We start from the raw sequence: 17,723 nt of genomic DNA, 5'->3' as shown, positions 1-17,723 counted from the left end.
CTATTTGGCGGGGGCGGTACCGATATTGACCACCCCGCTTTTCACCAGACTGACATCACCAAAGCCGAAATTGCCCACGTCCGCACTCAGATTAAGCGTGTACTCCAGTTCATCGCTGGCGCTGGTCATCAGGGTTTTCAGAAAACCCAGGCCACTGAGCAGATTGATGCCCACCGGAACTTCGATAACGGTTTGCCCATTAGCCGGCACCGAAATGGCCTCATTGAAGCGCCCGGATGCCAGCTTACTCCCCGCGATTTGCATGTCGTAGCGCAGGCGCCCCAGTTTCAAATCAAAGGCATTGGGGTTGTCCAGCTGCAAGCCAATCAACAGCTGCTGCTGCAAACCATTCGACGGACCGAGATTAATGCTGGTAATTGCCACTTCAGGCTTGCTGACGGGATTAAAAGTCGCACAGGCAGCCAGCAGCCATGTCGCCAGGAAAAGAAACAGTTTTTTCACAACAAGACCTTGTGGAATGGAATATCAGGTGGGGAAACGGGGCGCCGGGAGGCGCCCCTGCCGGAGCATTACTGCTGCATGGGCAGCATTTCAATTTCTACGCGGCGGTTCTGCGAACGGCCAGACGCCGTGCTGTTATCGGCAATCGGATCACGTGGACCGTAGCCGGTTGAGCGGATACGACTGGCAGGAATACCCTGATTCATGAAGTATCTCGCCACACTGCCCGCACGCTGCTCAGAGAGCGACTGGTTGGTCTGGAAGCTGCCGGTAGAGTCGGTGTAGCCGTTGATTTGCATCAGCGTCTTGTCGAACTCCTTGGCCACCATCACGACGCTGTCCAGCACGCTGGTAAAGCCGCCCTGAATCGCAGAGCTGCCGGTATCAAACGTGATGTTGCCGGGCATAATCAGCTTGATGCTGTCGCCTACACGCTGGACACCAACGCCTGTGCCTTCAAGACGGGCACGCAATTTGGCTTCTTGGCGGTCCATGTAGTAACCGTAACCACCACCCGCGGCCGCGCCCGCCGCTGCACCTATCCAGGCGCCTTGCTCGCGGTGATCCTTATCGGAAACCGCTGCACCCAGAATGGCACCACCGAGAGCACCCCAACCCGCCCCTTTCGCGGTGTTGCTGGCTTTTTCCTCGCCGGTGTACGGATCGATACTACACGCGGCCATAAATACTGCCGCACTCATCAGCGCCGCCAGGCGCGCTGGTTTAGTCAAACGAATCATGATTCCCCCTGCTTGTTTTTACTGTTTCCACAGATATATAGCCTTTGACGAGATAATGGCACAGTGATTCCCGTAAAAAACAGCCACTATTCACATGCTGAAGTATTGTCCGAACTAATGACAAATGTATAGCTGGCTCAGTTCCCCAGCGGCTGCCAACGTCCGTTGCTGTCCGCATCGATATAGATGGGATTGCTCAGCGCCAGTGGCGATAAGCCCGGCAACATCTGCTGATAGCGCTCTCCTGCGGGTCCCTTCAACTCAACGACCACCCAAGCGTCATTCTCAACATGCAGCTCGATGGTTTTGTGATCGTTGCCACGGCAGGGTAGCTGTCGATAAATACGACCGTTTACCCACACCGTCATGCGGTCCACCGTTACCCAGGGTGCCGCGCGGACCTGCACATGCAGTTCGCCGCGCCGTCCTTCAAATCGCTCCCCGAGCCCCCGCTGCTGCTCGCCATGCCGGAGGGTGACGTCCATGAACGGCCCGGTCGTCATATAGCTGCGCCCCGCCGCCAGTGCCTCTACGAAGGACGATTCACTGACAGGCAGAGGCCCCGACTCCGGCAAATAAATATAATTGCGTGGCGCCGCGGCCAACTGAGCCAGACCGTGGGTATCACTGTTACCCGTTGCACTGCGACGCGCTCCCTGATTTAACAGTGAGAACCAGTCATCGCGCACAGCTTCGTATACGTCAAATTCGCTGCCGTTGAGCACTTCGAGCAAATCAAAATCGATATCGCGAGCACCACTGACCGGATCAACCGCCAGCAGGCTTTCGTTAGCAGGGCTGTTTAACAGTTCTCTGCGATCATATTCCCGCCCCACGGAAAGGTGTTCGAAGAACGCCAGATCTTTATCCAGTGGCGCGGTAGAACGGGGGTGATTTAGCTGGAACAAGGCACCTGGATCACGACTTTTCACGTCGGCAATCACTTCACGCAGTGCCCGCCCCTCGACTTTGACCAGCCCGCCGGCGAACTCTTTTGGACGCGCACGCAGCGGAAAAGCATTGCTGTGACCTATAGTGAACGGCGCTGCAGGACTGTGAGAAAGCCCGGTGATTTCCGACCCTACAATCACCTGCACGCGGTCACTCAAGCCCATCTTGGCCACGGTTCGGCGCGGGTCGACGATCCGGTTGTGCTCGCTCGCCACCAGTAACTCCGCACCCTGCGCGACAAAGCTGCGCAAACGCTCAGGGAAGGGCAGTGCCGAATCGAAGCTGGCGCCGCTGTGAACATGAAGGTCAGCGCTGCGCCAGTCTTCACCAAACCAGACACGCCGCGGCGGACGAACAGGGAGCTGGCTTTGTTCCCCAGCCACCACGGTGAGCAGGTATTCGTCGACGTCATACTCGATCCCCCGCCCTACCAGCACCCGGTAATTACCCGCTGGCAATGCCACCGTTTCAGGGTCCGAGTCCACGCCGGCAAGATCGATACGATTGCGCTGGTCACTGCCTGGCAAGGGCTCACCGTCAAGCCGGAAACCCAGAAGGTCATCGCGGAACTCGGGGTCAGCGGTCTCCCCGAGGCCGTAGAAGTACAGACTCATCGGCGCACTGCGCGGCAATTTGAAGCTGCCCTTGCGATCAAATATCCAACGGCCACTGTCATTGCGGTTGTCGACTACCGACAGTTCCCGGGCCAGCATTTGCCCCCCCGGACTGACGCCTTCAACACGCACCCGCATCGCCCGGTCTGGCAGACGTACCGTAAAGCTGCCATCGGCATCAGGCCGAACCTGTGTCACGGGAATCTGATCTTCATCGCGAATACTGAAGGAAACATCGGGGTGATTGCTGTAACCGCGCAACACCGGTCCGCGATAAATCTGGTCCGTCACCGCCGCAACATCGCTGCGCTTGCCCACCACAATTCGAAAGCGAGCCAACAGCCGCTCATTTTTGTCGAGATCCATAAACTGGTTCTGAATCATCGACAGCCAGTTGAGACGCTCGCTTTGTAACCACAGCGGGCGGCTCATCCAGCCGTGCAGGCTGTAGTCGGGAAATACGGCCAGAAAGCGCGGCAGCGCCAGTCTCGTTCCACTCGCTTTAATTAATTCTGCGGACTGTAACTGCACCCCGTAGCTGATTCCGCTGGGATATTGCTCACTGCCGACCAGAATATTCCAGTCAGCCGGCATCAGTCCGGAAATCAAAGAGCCGGTATCGTGACGATCAATTTTACGGTGCTCAAACCCCAGGGTCGCCAACGGCGCATAACTGGAATAGCTGAATGGCGACAACGAGCGCTGAGAATAGAGTGTAAACAAGCCGCTCATGCGAAGCGGCGCGCCGTCCGCTGTCCGGCGAATCTCCACCTCCATCTCCAGCGCGGTGCTGTCGGGAGTCAGGCGAAAACGCATAAGCTGTTGCAGGCCATCGCGCTGTCCCAGCGTGGTGATCTCCGCCTTAACCGCAGAAAGCTCTGCCTTGACGCGCTGCACGGGAATCGCCGTATCTTTGCTCAGGCCGGTGAGCAGGTTGGCATAGGTCCACTGATCGTCGTCGCGGTCACAATAGCCGAGATCCACGAGACTGCCACCTCCGCGAACGATGCCCGCATCGTGCTCAACATCGCTCACCACGGCGCAGATCACACCATTCGACAGCCACCAATCGCCCACGCCACCAATGGCATCCGGGCCTCCACGAGGATAACTGTCCATGCGGTCGGCGTTCATACGCTCCGCCCGCAACAGCGATTTGCGGACAGGCTCGCTCCCCATTTCCGGCGGGGGGAAAAATTCCGCCAGCGGCTCCTGCGCGAAAACCTTGCTCACAGAAAATCCTGCCGCCAATACACAAGCCAAACCGATTAGACGCAACGTCAATCCCTTATGCTGCACCACTGTACTCCGTCCGCTCAGGGTACACGCGGAGAGCTGAAGCGCACATGCACATCAGCTTGTTCCGACGGAAACTGTTGGCGGAGAAACTGCGAGGCATCCAGACGACGCTGCTCGCCGAGCGCAAACTGCTCCTCCAGAAAGGCAAACACCGCCGCGCGGGTCAACCAATGCTGGCGAATGGGGTTCATTGCAGAAGGCAGCGGGTCCAGCTCGCAGAGCCTCGGCTGCCTGTTGTAGAGGATTCCCTCTTCCACACTGCCAATTTCCGCGCTCCAGTCGTCGCCCTCGCTCTTCTCCAGCCCCTGCTTGACCTGATGGCAGCCAATGCTGTCCGGGTTATCCAGCCAGCGCAACCATTTCGCCATATCAGCAAAACCAGTGTGTGAGGCTTTATCAATACTCACCAAGGTAGCCCCGGGCACCTGCTCAGGCAGGTGTTGCGCGTTGTCTTCATAGTTCACCAGCGCATCGATTGGCGACGCAATCATCATGTAGGGCAGCGAGCGCTGGCGATAGAAATCTGGCGCAAACACATAACTTGGCCCGGCAATGGAAATCGCGGCGGCTATTCGAGGGTCGCGCATCCGGGGATGAAAAGCGGCCATTGTGGAGGTCATTCCGCCCAGCGACAGCCCCATCACCGCGATACGGTTGCTGTCTATGGCCTCGTAAAAGTCATGCCCTTTTTCCTGATCCCAGCTCAGAAACTGGTCGAGCAGAAAACGGATATCTCCCGGCTGATTGACGACATCCTTCACCAACGGGCCGCCGGGCGCGTTGAAATTAGTAAGGGGGTAATCCATGGCCGCAACAATGTAACCGTGGCTGGCAAGCTGCTCAGCGAGGTAGGTGCCACCCGTGCGCGTCGACATAAAACCGTGGCTGTAAATAATCAGCGGCGCACGGCTGTGAATCGGATTGGCATGCCAGATGCGCGTCTTCAGTAACCGCTGATCGCTGCCGGCAAAATCACCATTCGCCTGGGTAACACGCGTGTCATCGGTAAGCGTGACATCAAAATAGCTGACGTCATAACTGCCGGGCATCAGCCATTGTGCTGTGACCGACTCGGCCGGCAATGGCTCCGGTCGCTCCGTGTAACGGAGCACGATCGCTGCAGCAACGATCAGAATAACAAGCGCAATCAGGATTTTCTTAAGCATACGACGACGGTCTTAGGCGAATAGAAAGCCGTAACTTAGCAAGAGCCGCAGCCTGACTCCACCAGCAGCGCGTGACATCCTAAAAAAAATGGCCCGATTCCGTCGAAATCAGGCCATAGATGCTTCGATACCCGGCAATCAGTGCTCAACAAACGCCCGCTCAATCACGTAGTGCCCGTACTCACCCGCGCGGGTTTCGCGAAAGCCCAAGCTATCCAGCAGGGTGCAGCTATCTTTCAACATGGCCGGACTGCCGCAGAGCATGAAACGGTCATGCTCGGGATTGAGTGCGGGCAGACCGATATCCGCCATCAACTTGCCACTGCGAATCAGATCAGTCAGACGCCCCTGATTCTCGTATTTCTCACGGGTGACGGTGGGGTAGTAAATCAACTTGTCACGGACTACCTCGCCAAAGTATTCGTGCTGAGGCAGATGGTCGCGAATGAAGGACTGATACGCCAGCTCACTCTCGTAGCGCACACCATGAGTCAAAATAATCCGGTCAAACTGTTCGTAAATATCCGGGTCTTTGATAATGCTCATAAACGGCGCCAGCCCGGTCCCGGTTGCCAGCAGATAGAGATTCCGGCCCGGCAACAGGTTATCGGCAATTAGGGTTCCGGTTGGCTTGCGGCTGATCAGCACCTCGTCACCGACGGCAATCTTCTGCAAACGCGAGGTCAGTGGCCCGTTCGGCACTTTGATACTGAAAAACTCCAGCTCGTCCTCGTAGTTGGCGCTCACAATGCTGTAGGCACGCATCAGCGGGCGGCCATCCTGCGGCAAGCCAATCATGGTGAAATGGCCGTTTTTAAAGCGAAACGAGGGGTCGCGGCTGGTTTTGAAGCTAAACAGCGTGTCGTTCCAGTGGTGAACGCTGATCACTCGCTCGGCAATGATATTGCTCATCTCTCGCTCCTTTCTTCAGTCTCTGCACCCTGCACTTTCACCAAGGCAGGTGTTTGTCGTTGCAGTCACTGTACGGCGGAACTATTATATCGGCAAAACAACTTATATTGATTTTAATTATCGGTGATACAGATATGCACTACACCCTACGACAGCTCCAGGTGTTTCTCGCAGCAGCTCATACCGAAAATATCACCCGCGCCGCTGAACAGCTCGCCATGTCACAGTCGGCAGCGTCGAGCGCTCTGAAAGACCTGGAAACCCAGTTCTCTATCCAATTGTTCGATCGCATCGGTAAGCGACTGCAAATCAATGAACTGGGGCGGGCCCTTCGCCCACAGGCAGAAGCACTGCTTGATCAGGCAGAAGCACTGGAACGCGCGCTGCGCCAGCACGACCGGATCGGCGAACTGAATATCGGTGCAACGCTGACCATTGGTAACTACCTGGCCGTGGACCTGATGGCCGAATTTATCCAGCGCTATCCCAGTGCCAGCGTGAAACTCAATGTGGCGAACACCGAGACCATCAGTCAGCAAGTGTTGAATTTCAAACTGGATATGGGGCTGGTGGAGGGCGAACTGCAACATCCCGACCTTGAGGTCAGCAAGTGGCGAGAGGATGAACTGCAGGTGTTTTGCAGCCCGCGTCACCCACTGGCAACGAAAACCCTGCTGACTGACGACGACTTGCGCGGCGCTCAGTGGATTCTTCGGGAACCCGGTTCGGGCACGCGACAAGCCTTTGATCGTGCGATGTATGAATTGCTTCCCAGTATGGATATTCGTCTCGAGCTTCAGCATACCGAAGCCATCAAGCGGGCAGTGGAAAACGGCCTGGGCATCGGCTGCCTGTCTCAGGTATCACTGGAAGGCGCTATCGCCAGCGGCCGCCTTGTGGCGCTTAAAACCCCCGGAAGAGATCTGCGGCGCAATTTTTACTTTATTCTTCACCGCCAGAAATACCTCAGCGAGGGCATTATCCGCTGGCTTGAACTCTGCAAAACAAGCTAAGTCCTAGGCCGCCGAATGCTCCTTTTCCAGGATCTGTTCGAAGCGGCTGGGCCTTGGCAATGACAGCAACGCCAACAGGGCGCAAGCCACCATGGCAATACTCATTGGCCAGATCAATTCGCTGACAAAACGCGTGGAAATACCGCTTAGCACCGCACCAATCAGGTATTGCGCACTGCCCAGCAGTGCCGAAGCGATGCCACTGTGGTGGGGAAAGAAGTGAAGGCAGCAAGCCTGAGAATTCCCCATCGCGCCACCCAGCGCTCCAATACTCAGCATCACCAGCATAACCACTAGCCAGAGCGGCGGATCAAAGGGCGTGGCAATAAGCAGCGCCACGCAGGCACCACTCTGCAACAGCAGCGCCCCAAACAGAATTCTCGCTGGCGAGACCGTATTCAACAGGTAGGCATTGATGCGATTGCCCACTCCCAGCGTGATGATATTGGCGGCAAACAGCAGTGAGAACATCGATTCACTCTGCCCATAGTGTTCAATGTAAACCAGTGACGAGTTCACCAGAAAACTCATCATCACAGCGAAACTCAAGCCCTGCGCCAGCAAATAACGCATGGCCATGCCGTGCCCCAGCACATGGCGATACCGCTGCAGGAGACTTTGTGGCGCCGCGCCCACGGCCACGTGTGGTCTCGCCGGACTGTGCAAAAAACGCCAGGTTGCCGCCAGCACAACCAGGGCGTACACCGTCAACACCACAAACACCGCCCGCCAGCCCGATAGGCTGAAAATCAGCGTTCCCAATGCCGGCGCAATCCCCGGCGCAAAAATTGTAATCAGCGCGATCAGGGAAAACAGCTTCGCCGTCGCCTGGCCTTCCGTGTTGTCACGGATCATCGCCGGCACCACAACCGCGGCAAATCCACCACCAATGGCTTGCAACACTCTTGCGCCCCAGAAAACTTCCAGGGTATTCGCCCAGGCCAAAACCAGGCTGGCAGCAGCAAAAACGGCCAAACCGAGAAACAGCACCTGACGGCGCCCCCAGTAATCACTGAGTGGCCCGCCGAAAAATTGCCCCACACTCAAGCCGAGAATATACAGGCTGACGGTAATCGCGAGCTGCTGCACCGGCGCACCGAAATCCTCCGCAATGCTGGGAATCGTCGGCAAATACAGATCGATAGCCAACGGCGACATGGCGAATACTGCAGCCAGCAAAAAAATGAATGACAGAGAAACGGGGCGCGTGTTCATGGAAGCTCCAACAGCTAAGGAGCAGCATGGTAGCTAGGATTTATCTTTCCAGCAAGATAATATAGCTCACCTCCCCGCTGACAAAGTTACCTCTGCAATGGACGATCGCCGCATAAGTATCCGCGAACTTAGAGAACATCAGCGCCACAACTGGCCCGCTGCCTACCGCAATAATCACCCAGCGGTACTGCGACTACTCCGGGTTGCGGATGACTACCGGCGCCTCAGCGGCGAGCTGCTGAGTTCACTGTCGCTTCAGCATGGCGAGTTCAACGTGCTCGCCGCACTCAAGCGCCAGCCCTACCCTCACCGCGTGACGCCCACTGCGCTGTGCAAAGCCCTGCTCATCAGTTCGGGTGGCCTGACCAAATTACTGAAACGCCTGGAAGCGGCGGGCTTAATTGAACGCCCGGAGAACCCGGAAGATGGCCGTAGCCAACTGGTTCAGCTGCGTCCGGAAGGAGCCCGGCTTGCCGAAGCCGCGATGACGAAGTTGTGCGATCTGCAAGCCACCTGGCTGGCCCCCCTCAACGAGGAGCAGCGAGGACAACTGGACCAATTATTGGAGTTGTTGGAAGACCGGCACTGACGCTTAAAGCTGCCAGCGCAGGGTCCAGAAGAAGTCAGCTTCCTGCTGACTGAGGCGCGCTTCATCGCTGACATCCTCATGAATTGACGTCGCCACCAGCAGTCGGCTCTGCAGCCCAAAATCGGTATCCAGTGTTAAGCCAACGCCCGCATCGGCCAGCGACTGCCAGTCGCCCAGTTCGTTGTTGTTGTCACTGAAGCGGGCACTGCCGTATTCCACAAAAATCGAGCTGACTAGCCGCCAACGCCCCCACTCATAGCGGCGCTGCAAGGCCACACTACTCAAGTAGCCATCATCACCAATCAAGGTGCCCGGCAGCCATGCCGACAGACTCTGGCTACCGCCTAATACCCACTGTTGTTGCTGAGGGAGCTGTACATCGTCAACCCACTGTCCCTGAAATGACAGCCGCAACTCACTGCGTTCTGCCACCGACAGGTTCAGAGCCGCTGCGGGCTTGGCGATCAAAAACTCTGCGCTGCGGCGGCCAATTGCGACGTCGTTGCCCTGTTCCCTGCCAAAGCTTCCGTCATCATCAGACAGCCCCGCCTTCGCCGCCAGTTCAATGCGTGCAACCGCCGGTTTCCCGAACAGTGTCTCGCGCATGGTGTAACGCGCCCCGACTTCAAGCGCAGCGTACTTCTCATCCAGCAAAGCGTCGCCGCCTTGTTCTGGCGAGATTTCAGAGTCCACATAACTTAAACGCTCGAAAAGGTTCAGTCGTCGCAGTGGATTACTGTACAGGAGCTGCTCACCCTGCAAAGTCACTTCGCTGATCTCGGCTTCGAGTGGCAGCACCTGTGTTTGTGTGACAGGGGTACAGGGGATCAACGGTGGCAAACAGAAACCACCCCCCGCTACGTTTTCCACCTCAAAGCGGCGCTTGTACTGAATATGTGACGCCTCGATGCCATAGACCCCATAGCGCAGCGGCTGATCGACACCCAGCGAGAACTGGTGGTAATCATCGCCATCCCGGGCCTCGCCCCAGTCGCTCACCACGGTGCGGTAGGCGCCGCGCAATTCCGTCCCCGTGGAAAAACGCCGCGCACCGTCAAGCTGGGCGAAATAGCGACCCAGAAAACGGCTACCCTGATTGTTCACTTCAACACCCAGATCGCCGGCATCCGGCTCGGCCGCCGGCTGCTCGATAAAATCCAGAATCACCGCCTGATCGGGGTGATGCTCGTAGCTGATCTGGTAGTCCAGCCCCGCCCGCTGAGAGTAGATATTAGCCGGGACACGGGCCCGGTCAAACTCATGGAGCTGAAGATCGGCATCGCCGACCAAACCGCCAAAGAAATGCGTCACTCTGGGATTACCGCGCAAGCCCTGCACCCGGCTCTGGTCGACCATCACCGTAACCGTGTCACCAATACGGTAGTACTGCAGCGATACCAGCAACTGCCCCATACTGTAGTAACGACGACCCAGTGCCGTAATGGCGGCGGAGGGGCTATCGGCCTCGGCCAACAGCGCTTGCAGCTGCTCTGCAGAGAGATACGGCGCGTTCATCACCCGCAGCAACACACCATTAATCCGTCGCTCAACCACGGCACCCTCAAAGCGCTCGGCCTGCTGAATCTGTTCCTGTGTAGCCAGTTGTGGGGGCATGACCGGAGGCAGGTCAATCGCCATGTGCGTGCTCCTTATGCGGGGACTCATTGAACATTGGTGTGGGATTAGCGGGGCTGCAGGCGCAGTTCAACACGGCGGTTAGCCGCATAACTGCTCGCATCATTACCGCTGCGCAGGGGCTGTGACTCGCCGTAGCCGCGAGCGCGCAGACGCTGGGCGGGAATGCCCGCCTCGATCAGATAACGACGCACAGCCTCGGCGCGCTTTTCCGACAGCGCCAGATTGTATTGCGCACTGCCACGGGCGTCGGTATGCCCGGCAATTTCAACAGCGCCTGGACCGGTATCCCTCAAAATGGCGATGACCTGCTGAAGCTCTCGATGAGCGGCGCTGTCCAACGTCCAGCGGTTATTGGCAAAGTGGACACCGTCCAGTCGCAAGGGCGCGGCTGCATCAAGGTGGCAGCCATTGGCCATGACCCGCTGCCCCGGTGGCGTGCTGCGACACTGATCATCACGATCACAGATTCCATCGGCATCGCTGTCGACACAGCGCTGACCGGCCGTTTGCGCATAGGCCAGCTCCAGAGTGGGGCTGAGCGGCTGCGGGGTGTGCAAGGCAGGTTGATCACCGGCATTGGCCAGCGGGCTGTCCACCGCCGCAGAAAGCGCCGCTAACTCCCCGGCAGACAATGTGGCCGGCTCATCCATGGCGGCAAGGTCTGCCATCTGCGCGGAACTCATTCCCATATCGGCAGGCGCCAAGGGCATCGCTGCCATATCCGCACCCGGAACCGACAGGGCGGCATCCAAGCCGAGCACGATATCGTCGAGAGCCAGACCCGTGGTATCGCTGAGGCCTTCCACCACCGGCATCAGCCCCAGACGTTCAGTCAAATCCAGCAGCAAGCCTGCCCGGGCAAGGTTGACCGGCATCAGGCTCGCGGCCGCAAGCAACAGTACGGCCTGGCAATGTGGGCGAAGGCGTTGCATGTAACGAGTCATCCTTGGTCTGCGGCAGAGGTAGCCGCTATTTTTACAGCGCCGCCCGCCGATTACTGCGCAGCAACGAGGTGATCGTCACATTATGTGATTAATGTCACACCATCCGTCAACTGTTCAACAACCGTCGCTTAGCCTGGGCAAATTCCTCGTCGGTCAGACTGCCCTCTCGATGCATACGCTCCACTTGCTGCAGCTCCTCGGTGAATGCCGCGGCTTCCTCCGGTCCCGGATTGATTTCCTCGCGCATCACATCAGTCAGCCCCAGCCATTGCCCGATCTTGCGCAACAGCCGGGCGATGCCACGCCACAGCTTCGGCAGCAGCCAAATAAGCAGCAACAGAAACAGTACAAACAGCGCCAAAAACAGCATGGGGTGATTTAACGCCAGCCACAGGCCGCCGAATACGGCGAGATCCTCACTGATGGACGCCGCCCAGTTCGTAACCGGCTCGGGTGAGGTATTGATCATCACCCGCGTGCTGGCCTTGGCGGCGTGGGTAACCGAGCTGACCGATCCCCCGACAATACCCGCCGCCAGTTGCAGTGCCGGGCTGACATCACCCACGCTGTTTGCGGCCAACAAGGCGCCGGCGGGAATGCGAATAAACGTATGCAGGGCATCCCAGCCAGTATCCACACCGGGAATCTTATCGGCAAAGAACTCAACAGCGAACATCAATCCCGCCGCCATAATCACCGGGGGGCTCTGTACGATATCCAAACTCTCAGGCAGAGCAATGCCGCCGCTGGCACCACCGAGCCCCAACACGAGAATTGCTGCATAGAGGTTGATACCACTGGCCCAGGCCACGCCCATAGTCAGGGAAATGACGCTGACCAACTGTTGATATTCGTCCATCTCAAGTCTCCTGAGCGGGCTGAACCTTGCGCAGCAAGAGGATAGAAATCAGCGCCGAGCCCACTTCAAAGCTCAGCGCACCATAGGTATACGGGGATCCGGCATCATCCAGAAACAGGCCCGCAAGGCGACCTCCGGCCAAACCGACACACAACACCGCGTGCATAAACAGTACCGGAAATTGCCAGCAGGCCCGGATCAACGCCATCGACGTCGCCATGGCAACCGCCAGACTCAGACCGCCATACATGGCACGCAACTCGGCCTTGGCCACACCACTCTCCGCTCGCACGCCGGCATAGCCCTCCAGGGCCTCCGGCATCACCAATAACACCAGACCAATTCCCGCCCAAACGAGCGCCAGAAAGCCCAGATATCCTCGCAACATTCCATTTCCTCTTATTTGTGCATTCTTCGCTGACCCCAAGCGTCAACCAAAAAGACCGAAACGGTCAATCGCTTTCCACCGGAAGCGATTAGTATCTGACAGTCTAGTGTGGAGGAGCAGCATGTCGACATTTAACGATTACCCACTGAACCCGGAGTACGGCGAGGGCTGTTTCCGTCGCCATATTCGCTTGCGGGCCAGTGAGTCAGAGGTGTTGGCAGAGTTGGAAGACCATCACCACGCCTTTCGTCTCACACTGCAGCACGATGGCCAGCAGCTTACGGCGATTCACGCCGAAACGCTGCGCATCCCCTTCAGCACCTGCCCCGGTGCAGTCGAGCCATTACAGGCATTACGCGGTCTGCCCATCAGTGATGACAGCGATCTGCTGATCGCCAACAGCAATCCGACCGCTAACTGCACACATCTCTACGACCTGGCACTGCTGGCGATCGCCCAAGCGGCGAGGGGGCCGGGAGAGCGAAACTATGAAATCCGTATCGACGATGAACAGGGGGATGCCCCCAATGCCGCGGAAATCTGTGTAGATGGTGAGCTGGTACACCGCTGGCTGTGTCGCGACTGGGTGATTCAGGCCCCGGAAGCGCTGGCGGGAAACGTGCTGTTCAAAGGCTTCACTAAATGGGCCGGCACGACCTTCAGTGGCGACGCCAAACGCGCCGCCTTTGCGCTGCAAAAAGGCTATTTTGTCGCCAGCGCCCGCCGCTACAATCTCAACGCCATTGCCGGCGAAGCGGCCAATGACGCCCGCGACTATATGTATGGCGCCTGCTATACCTACACCTCACCACAAATCGAGAAAGCCGTTCGACTGCCCGATACCGTGTTCGATTTCAATCGTGCACCGGAGCAGTTACTTCGCTTTCGCGACAAACTCTGAGCGGGGTCTCGGTCAGTGATTACGGCGCTAGGCACATTTACGAATATTGTGACATGAGGGGTCGCACTATGATGGAACCATGTTTGAAGAGAGCGGCGCACCCCGCCCCTCGACGCAACCGTCTCCATAGTAGCACCCCCGCTTGGCACCCAGAATCTGGGTGCTTTTTTTATGCCCACTCAATCCAGAGTGAACACCAGCGACACCCGTGCAGAGATGGTCTCTTTCCCCAGCAGCATTGGCGCATCGGCCGCCTTGGCCTCCATCATCATGACCGCGCGATCGGCGCGAGGCTGAATCGGCGTCGCATTGGCATTGATGCTGTAGATTTTATCGAGCTTGCTGCCCAGTTCCCCGGCCAGCAGCGCCGCCCGCTCGCGACCATCGGCCACCGCCGCCTTGAGAGCCTGCGCGGCCAACGCCTCGCGCTGGGATACCAGGAAACGAACATTCCCCAGCTCGTCGATACCCGCCTCCACCAGCGCATCCACCAACGCGCCGTAGCGCTCCAGGTCAGCCAATTCAATCACCACCTCGCGCTCAACGCGCTGCCCCTTGAGCTGACGCGTGCCGTCTTCCCACTGGTAATCGGGTGCAACACGAATCTGCGAGGCGCGAATCGCGTCATCCGTAATATTTTGACCCCGTGCCGCCGCCAGTACCTTGGCAACACGGCGGTCGACGTCGGCCTTGGCGTCTGCCGCAGAATCGCGGGTAGCGACAATCTGCAAAGTCAGCTCAGCACTGTCAGGCAACGCCTCAACTTCGGCATATCCCTGCACCGAAACATGGGGCTTCTCGGGCGTCTCGCCAGCACAGGCGAGCAGCGGCGTGGTTAACGACAGGCAAAGCAAAATTCTGGAAATAGCATTCATGGGCATATAGTCCTTGTGAGCGATGTTCCTGAGCCTCCTTACCCATAACCATGGGTGGGGAGACAACCAAGACGGGCAGCGTCCCGTCAATAACAATACAGACTGACAACCAACAAGTTTAAGCGGGAGAAACACTATGAACAGCCAGGTTGATAATAATGCCGCTGATATGATTCAGCGCCTCCTCAACGCACAACGCAATGCCTACCTTGCCGAAGGCGCGGTCAGCGCAGAAACGCGTATCGACCGACTGCAGCGCGCCATTGATCTTGTTTTCGACAACCGCGATGCCATTGTTGATGCGCTCAGCGCTGACTTCGGTCACCGCAGCAGCCACCAGTCACTGATGTCTGACATCTACGCCACTATTGAGTGCCTGAAATACAGCAAAAAGCACCTGAAAAAGTGGATGAAGACGGAAAAACGTAAAGCACCGTTTCCGATGAACCTGCTGGGAGCCAAGGCCCGCGTGGAGTTCCAGCCCAAGGGCGTGATCGGCATTATCGGCACCTGGAACTTCCCCGTTAACACTATTTTCGCCCCGCTCGCCGGTATTTTTGCTGCCGGTAACCGCGCCATGATCAAGTGCTCGGAAGTCACCCCTCAAACCGGCGAGCTGATGGAGCAGTTAATTGCCAAGTATTTCAAGCCCGAAGAACTGGTTGCCATCAACGGCGGTCCGGACGTGGGCGCCAGCTTCTCGGCGGCCCCCTTCGACCACATTATTTTTACCGGCGCGACATCCATTGCCCGCCACATTATGCGCGCCGCTGCCGACAACCTCACGCCGGTGACGCTGGAGCTGGGCGGCAAGTCGCCGGTGATTATCAGCGACAGTTACCCGATGAACGAGGCCATTGAGCGTATTGTCAACGGCAAAATCCTCAACGTCGGCCAGGTTTGTCTGTCGCCCGATTACATTTTGGTGCCAGAGGCCAAGCTGGAGGAATTTGTCAGCGGCACCATGAATTATCTCGGCACCTTGTTCAGCTCACTGCTGAACAACCCCGATTACAGCTCCGTGGTTAACGCCCGCCACTATCAGCGCCTGCAAAGCTATCTGGCCGATGCCCGTGAGCAGGGGGCGGATATCCGCGAGTTCAACCCCGCCAATGAAGATTTCAGCCAGCAAAGCGGCACCCACAAATTGCCGCTGACACTGGTCGTGAACCCCAGTGATGAGCTGAAGGTAATGCAGGAGGAGCTGTTTGGTCCGATTGTCTGCGTGAAGAGCTACCGCAGTGTCGACGACTGTCTGGACTATATCAATGCCCGTCCACGGCCGCTGGCTCTGTACTATTTTGGCAAGAACGAGGCGGAACAACGCCGCATTCTCGATCGCAGCACCAGCGGCGCGGTGACCATCAACGACGTCATTTTCCACGTGAGCTGTGAAGACCTGCCCTTTGGCGGCATCGGCCCCAGCGGCATGGGCTACTATCACGGCAAAGATGGCTTCCTTACCTTCAGCCACGCCAAGGCGGTGTACAAACAGAGCGGCGTCAACTTCCAGAAACTGGGTGGCATGCTGCCTCCCTATGGGGAAAAAGCCGAGAAAACCCTCAACACCATGATCCGTAAGTAAGCCCCTCAGGCAGCCGCCCCCAGGCGGCTGCCCTTCTTTAAAATTTCACTTCTCCCGTTTCCCCCGTTCACGCATAATCGCCGCCCCTGTGCTACTGTCATTGGCACAGAGGTTTAGCATTCAGCCGTGACAGGAACAGATTTTGACAACATCACCATCTACACAAACCGTGCTGGGCTGGCGCGAGTGGGTATGTCTGCCAGAATTAGGCATAGCGCGACTCAAGGCCAAAGTGGATACCGGCGCCCGCAGCTCTTCGCTGCACGCCTTCGACATTCAAACCGAAGACATCGACGGTCAGCTCTGGGTGAACTTCAAAATCCATCCCCATCAGCACGACAACGACGAGACAATCTGCTGCCGGGCAAAAGTTAAAGACTACCGGCAGGTCACCGATTCCGGCGGCCATCGCAGTATGCGCTATGTGATTGAAACGGCATTGCAACTCGGCGACGAACACATTGTCGCAGAGGTGACGCTGGCCGACCGTTCTGACATGTTGTTTCGCATGTTAATCGGTCGCACAGCAATGTCCGGACGCTATGTTGTGGATCCCAGCCGGTCCTACTGCGTCAGCCAGGCCCAATAATCATTCAGCAGCAAACAGGCGCAATGCGCCGAGAGAGAGTCAGCATGAAAATCGCCATACTGTCGCGCAACAGCCGTCTTTACTCCACCAGCCGTCTGGTGGAAGCCTGCAAGGAACGCGGGCATGAAGTGCGCGTGCTCGACACATTGAAATGCTATATGGAACTCAGCTCCAACGAGCCGGCCATCTGGTATAAGGGCGAAAAGCTGGAAGGCTTCGACGCCGTCATCCCCCGCATTGGCGCGTCCATCACGACCTATGGCCTGGCCGTTATCCGCCAGTTTGAAATGATGGGCACTTACAGCCTGACCGAGTCGGTCGCTCTCGGCCGGTCCCGCGACAAGCTGCGGGCACTGCAACTGTTATCTCGCAAGAATATCGGCATGCCGGTTACCAGTTTTGCTCACGATGTTCACAACACCAAGGAGCTGATCAAATTGGTGGGCGGCGCACCGGTCGTCGTTAAACTGCTGGCCGGCACCCAGGGCCGTGGTGTGGTGCTCGCAGAAACCGCCAAAGCCGCAGAGAGTGTTATCGATGCCTTCCGGGAATTGAAGGCGGACTTTCTGGTTCAAGAGTTCATCAAGGAAGCGGGGGGCTCCGATGTACGCTGTCTGGTGATTGGCCGCCGCGTCGTTGCCGCCATGCAACGCACGGCCTCCAATGGCGAGTTTCGCTCTAACCTGCACCGTGGCGGCACCGCCGAGCTGACCAAACTGACTCCGGCAGAGCGGGCCACCGCCGTCAAAGCCGCCCAAATCATGGGGCTGAATGTGGCGGGGGTCGATATTCTGCGCTCCTCCCGCGGTCCGCTGGTAATGGAGGTCAACTCCTCGCCGGGGCTCGAAGGCATCGAAAATGCCAGCCGCAAAAACGTCGCGGGCGAGATCATTAAATTTATTGAAGAAAATGCCGCGCCCTATAAAAACAAAACCCGCGGCAAGGGCTGATCTGAGACAAAAGCAGTGTAGAATCAATCGGTC

At 57.7% G+C, this 17,723-nt stretch carries 17 protein-coding genes; 6 read left to right on the top strand and 11 right to left on the bottom strand.

Annotated features, from left to right (window positions below; translation table 11 throughout):
• The 5 genes from G411_RS20140 to G411_RS0110625 all read right to left on the bottom strand — a co-directional run bounded on the left by G411_RS20140 (window position 1) and on the right by G411_RS0110625 (window position 6,144).
• Window positions 1-462: an LEA/WHy family protein gene (locus G411_RS20140; RefSeq protein WP_022959190.1), complete on the bottom strand. Its 462-nt coding sequence runs from the start codon at window positions 460-462 to the stop codon at window positions 1-3.
• Between the two features lie 68 nt (window positions 463-530).
• Window positions 531-1,202, bottom strand: coding sequence for a YiaD family glycine zipper/OmpA-like lipoprotein (locus G411_RS0110640; RefSeq protein ID WP_022959189.1), 672 nt, complete (start codon window positions 1,200-1,202; stop codon window positions 531-533).
• Between the two features lie 137 nt (window positions 1,203-1,339).
• Window positions 1,340-4,000, bottom strand: coding sequence for a CehA/McbA family metallohydrolase (locus G411_RS0110635; RefSeq protein WP_022959188.1), 2,661 nt, complete (start codon window positions 3,998-4,000; stop codon window positions 1,340-1,342).
• An 83-nt stretch (window positions 4,001-4,083) separates the two neighbouring features.
• Window positions 4,084-5,232 (bottom strand): alpha/beta hydrolase family protein, encoded by a 1,149-nt coding sequence (locus G411_RS20135; protein ID WP_022959187.1) that lies wholly within the window; start codon window positions 5,230-5,232, stop codon window positions 4,084-4,086.
• A 138-nt stretch (window positions 5,233-5,370) separates the two neighbouring features.
• The gene (locus tag G411_RS0110625) at window positions 5,371-6,144 is read right to left on the bottom strand and encodes a ferredoxin--NADP reductase (RefSeq protein ID WP_022959186.1); all 774 of its coding nucleotides are present in this window, start codon (window positions 6,142-6,144) and stop codon (window positions 5,371-5,373) included.
• 134 nt (window positions 6,145-6,278) lie between these two features.
• On the opposite strand from G411_RS0110625, the gene G411_RS0110620 reads away from it, so the two are divergent.
• Window positions 6,279-7,157 carry a LysR family transcriptional regulator gene (locus G411_RS0110620; RefSeq protein ID WP_028968343.1) on the top strand — a complete coding sequence of 293 codons (879 nt, stop codon included), beginning with the start codon at window positions 6,279-6,281 and terminating at the stop codon, window positions 7,155-7,157.
• 3 nt (window positions 7,158-7,160) lie between these two features.
• On the opposite strand, the gene G411_RS20130 is transcribed toward G411_RS0110620, so the two are convergent.
• Window positions 7,161-8,372 carry a multidrug effflux MFS transporter gene (locus G411_RS20130; RefSeq protein WP_022959184.1) on the bottom strand — a complete coding sequence of 404 codons (1,212 nt, stop codon included), beginning with the start codon at window positions 8,370-8,372 and terminating at the stop codon, window positions 7,161-7,163.
• A gap of 97 nt (window positions 8,373-8,469) precedes the next feature.
• On the opposite strand from G411_RS20130, the gene G411_RS20125 reads away from it, so the two are divergent.
• Window positions 8,470-8,961 (top strand): MarR family winged helix-turn-helix transcriptional regulator, encoded by a 492-nt coding sequence (locus G411_RS20125; protein WP_022959183.1) that lies wholly within the window; start codon window positions 8,470-8,472, stop codon window positions 8,959-8,961.
• A 3-nt stretch (window positions 8,962-8,964) separates the two neighbouring features.
• Here G411_RS20125 and G411_RS0110605 read toward each other — a convergent pair whose 3' ends face one another.
• From G411_RS0110605 to G411_RS0110590, 4 genes are all read right to left on the bottom strand, one after another.
• Window positions 8,965-10,599: a ShlB/FhaC/HecB family protein gene (locus G411_RS0110605; RefSeq protein ID WP_022959182.1), complete on the bottom strand. Its 1,635-nt coding sequence runs from the start codon at window positions 10,597-10,599 to the stop codon at window positions 8,965-8,967.
• A gap of 44 nt (window positions 10,600-10,643) precedes the next feature.
• Window positions 10,644-11,531 carry an OmpA family protein gene (locus G411_RS21465; protein ID WP_169530663.1) on the bottom strand — a complete coding sequence of 296 codons (888 nt, stop codon included), beginning with the start codon at window positions 11,529-11,531 and terminating at the stop codon, window positions 10,644-10,646.
• 118 nt (window positions 11,532-11,649) lie between these two features.
• Complete coding sequence (locus G411_RS0110595) at window positions 11,650-12,402, bottom strand: DUF4126 family protein (RefSeq protein WP_022959180.1); 753 nt, start codon at window positions 12,400-12,402, stop codon at window positions 11,650-11,652.
• 1 nt (window position 12,403) lies between these two features.
• Entirely contained in the window at window positions 12,404-12,790 is a 387-nt protein-coding gene (locus G411_RS0110590; protein ID WP_022959179.1) for a DUF4345 family protein, read from the bottom strand.
• Between the two features lie 121 nt (window positions 12,791-12,911).
• Between G411_RS0110590 and G411_RS21460 the strand changes: the two genes are divergently transcribed.
• Window positions 12,912-13,691 carry a DUF2889 domain-containing protein gene (locus tag G411_RS21460; RefSeq protein WP_022959178.1) on the top strand — a complete coding sequence of 260 codons (780 nt, stop codon included), beginning with the start codon at window positions 12,912-12,914 and terminating at the stop codon, window positions 13,689-13,691.
• Between the two features lie 179 nt (window positions 13,692-13,870).
• On the opposite strand, the gene G411_RS0110580 is transcribed toward G411_RS21460, so the two are convergent.
• On the bottom strand, window positions 13,871-14,566 hold the full coding sequence (locus tag G411_RS0110580; protein ID WP_022959177.1) for an SIMPL domain-containing protein: 696 nt from the start codon (window positions 14,564-14,566) through the stop codon (window positions 13,871-13,873).
• Window positions 14,567-14,702: 136 nt separating this feature from the next.
• On the opposite strand from G411_RS0110580, the gene G411_RS0110575 reads away from it, so the two are divergent.
• The 3 genes from G411_RS0110575 to rimK all read left to right on the top strand — a co-directional run bounded on the left by G411_RS0110575 (window position 14,703) and on the right by rimK (window position 17,690).
• A complete protein-coding gene (locus tag G411_RS0110575; protein WP_022959176.1) occupies window positions 14,703-16,151 on the top strand; it encodes a coniferyl aldehyde dehydrogenase in 1,449 nt (482 codons plus the stop codon).
• A 142-nt stretch (window positions 16,152-16,293) separates the two neighbouring features.
• Window positions 16,294-16,740: an ATP-dependent zinc protease family protein gene (locus tag G411_RS0110570; RefSeq protein WP_211218303.1), complete on the top strand. Its 447-nt coding sequence runs from the start codon at window positions 16,294-16,296 to the stop codon at window positions 16,738-16,740.
• A 44-nt stretch (window positions 16,741-16,784) separates the two neighbouring features.
• A complete protein-coding gene (rimK, locus tag G411_RS0110565; RefSeq protein ID WP_022959174.1) occupies window positions 16,785-17,690 on the top strand; it encodes a 30S ribosomal protein S6--L-glutamate ligase in 906 nt (301 codons plus the stop codon).
• The last annotated feature ends 33 nt before the right edge of the window (window positions 17,691-17,723 follow it).

It is taken from the genome of Spongiibacter tropicus DSM 19543, from assembly GCF_000420325.1.
In the GTDB taxonomy this organism is placed as follows: domain Bacteria; phylum Pseudomonadota; class Gammaproteobacteria; order Pseudomonadales; family Spongiibacteraceae; genus Spongiibacter; species Spongiibacter tropicus.
This window is presented reverse-complemented; position numbering and strand designations above follow the sequence as displayed.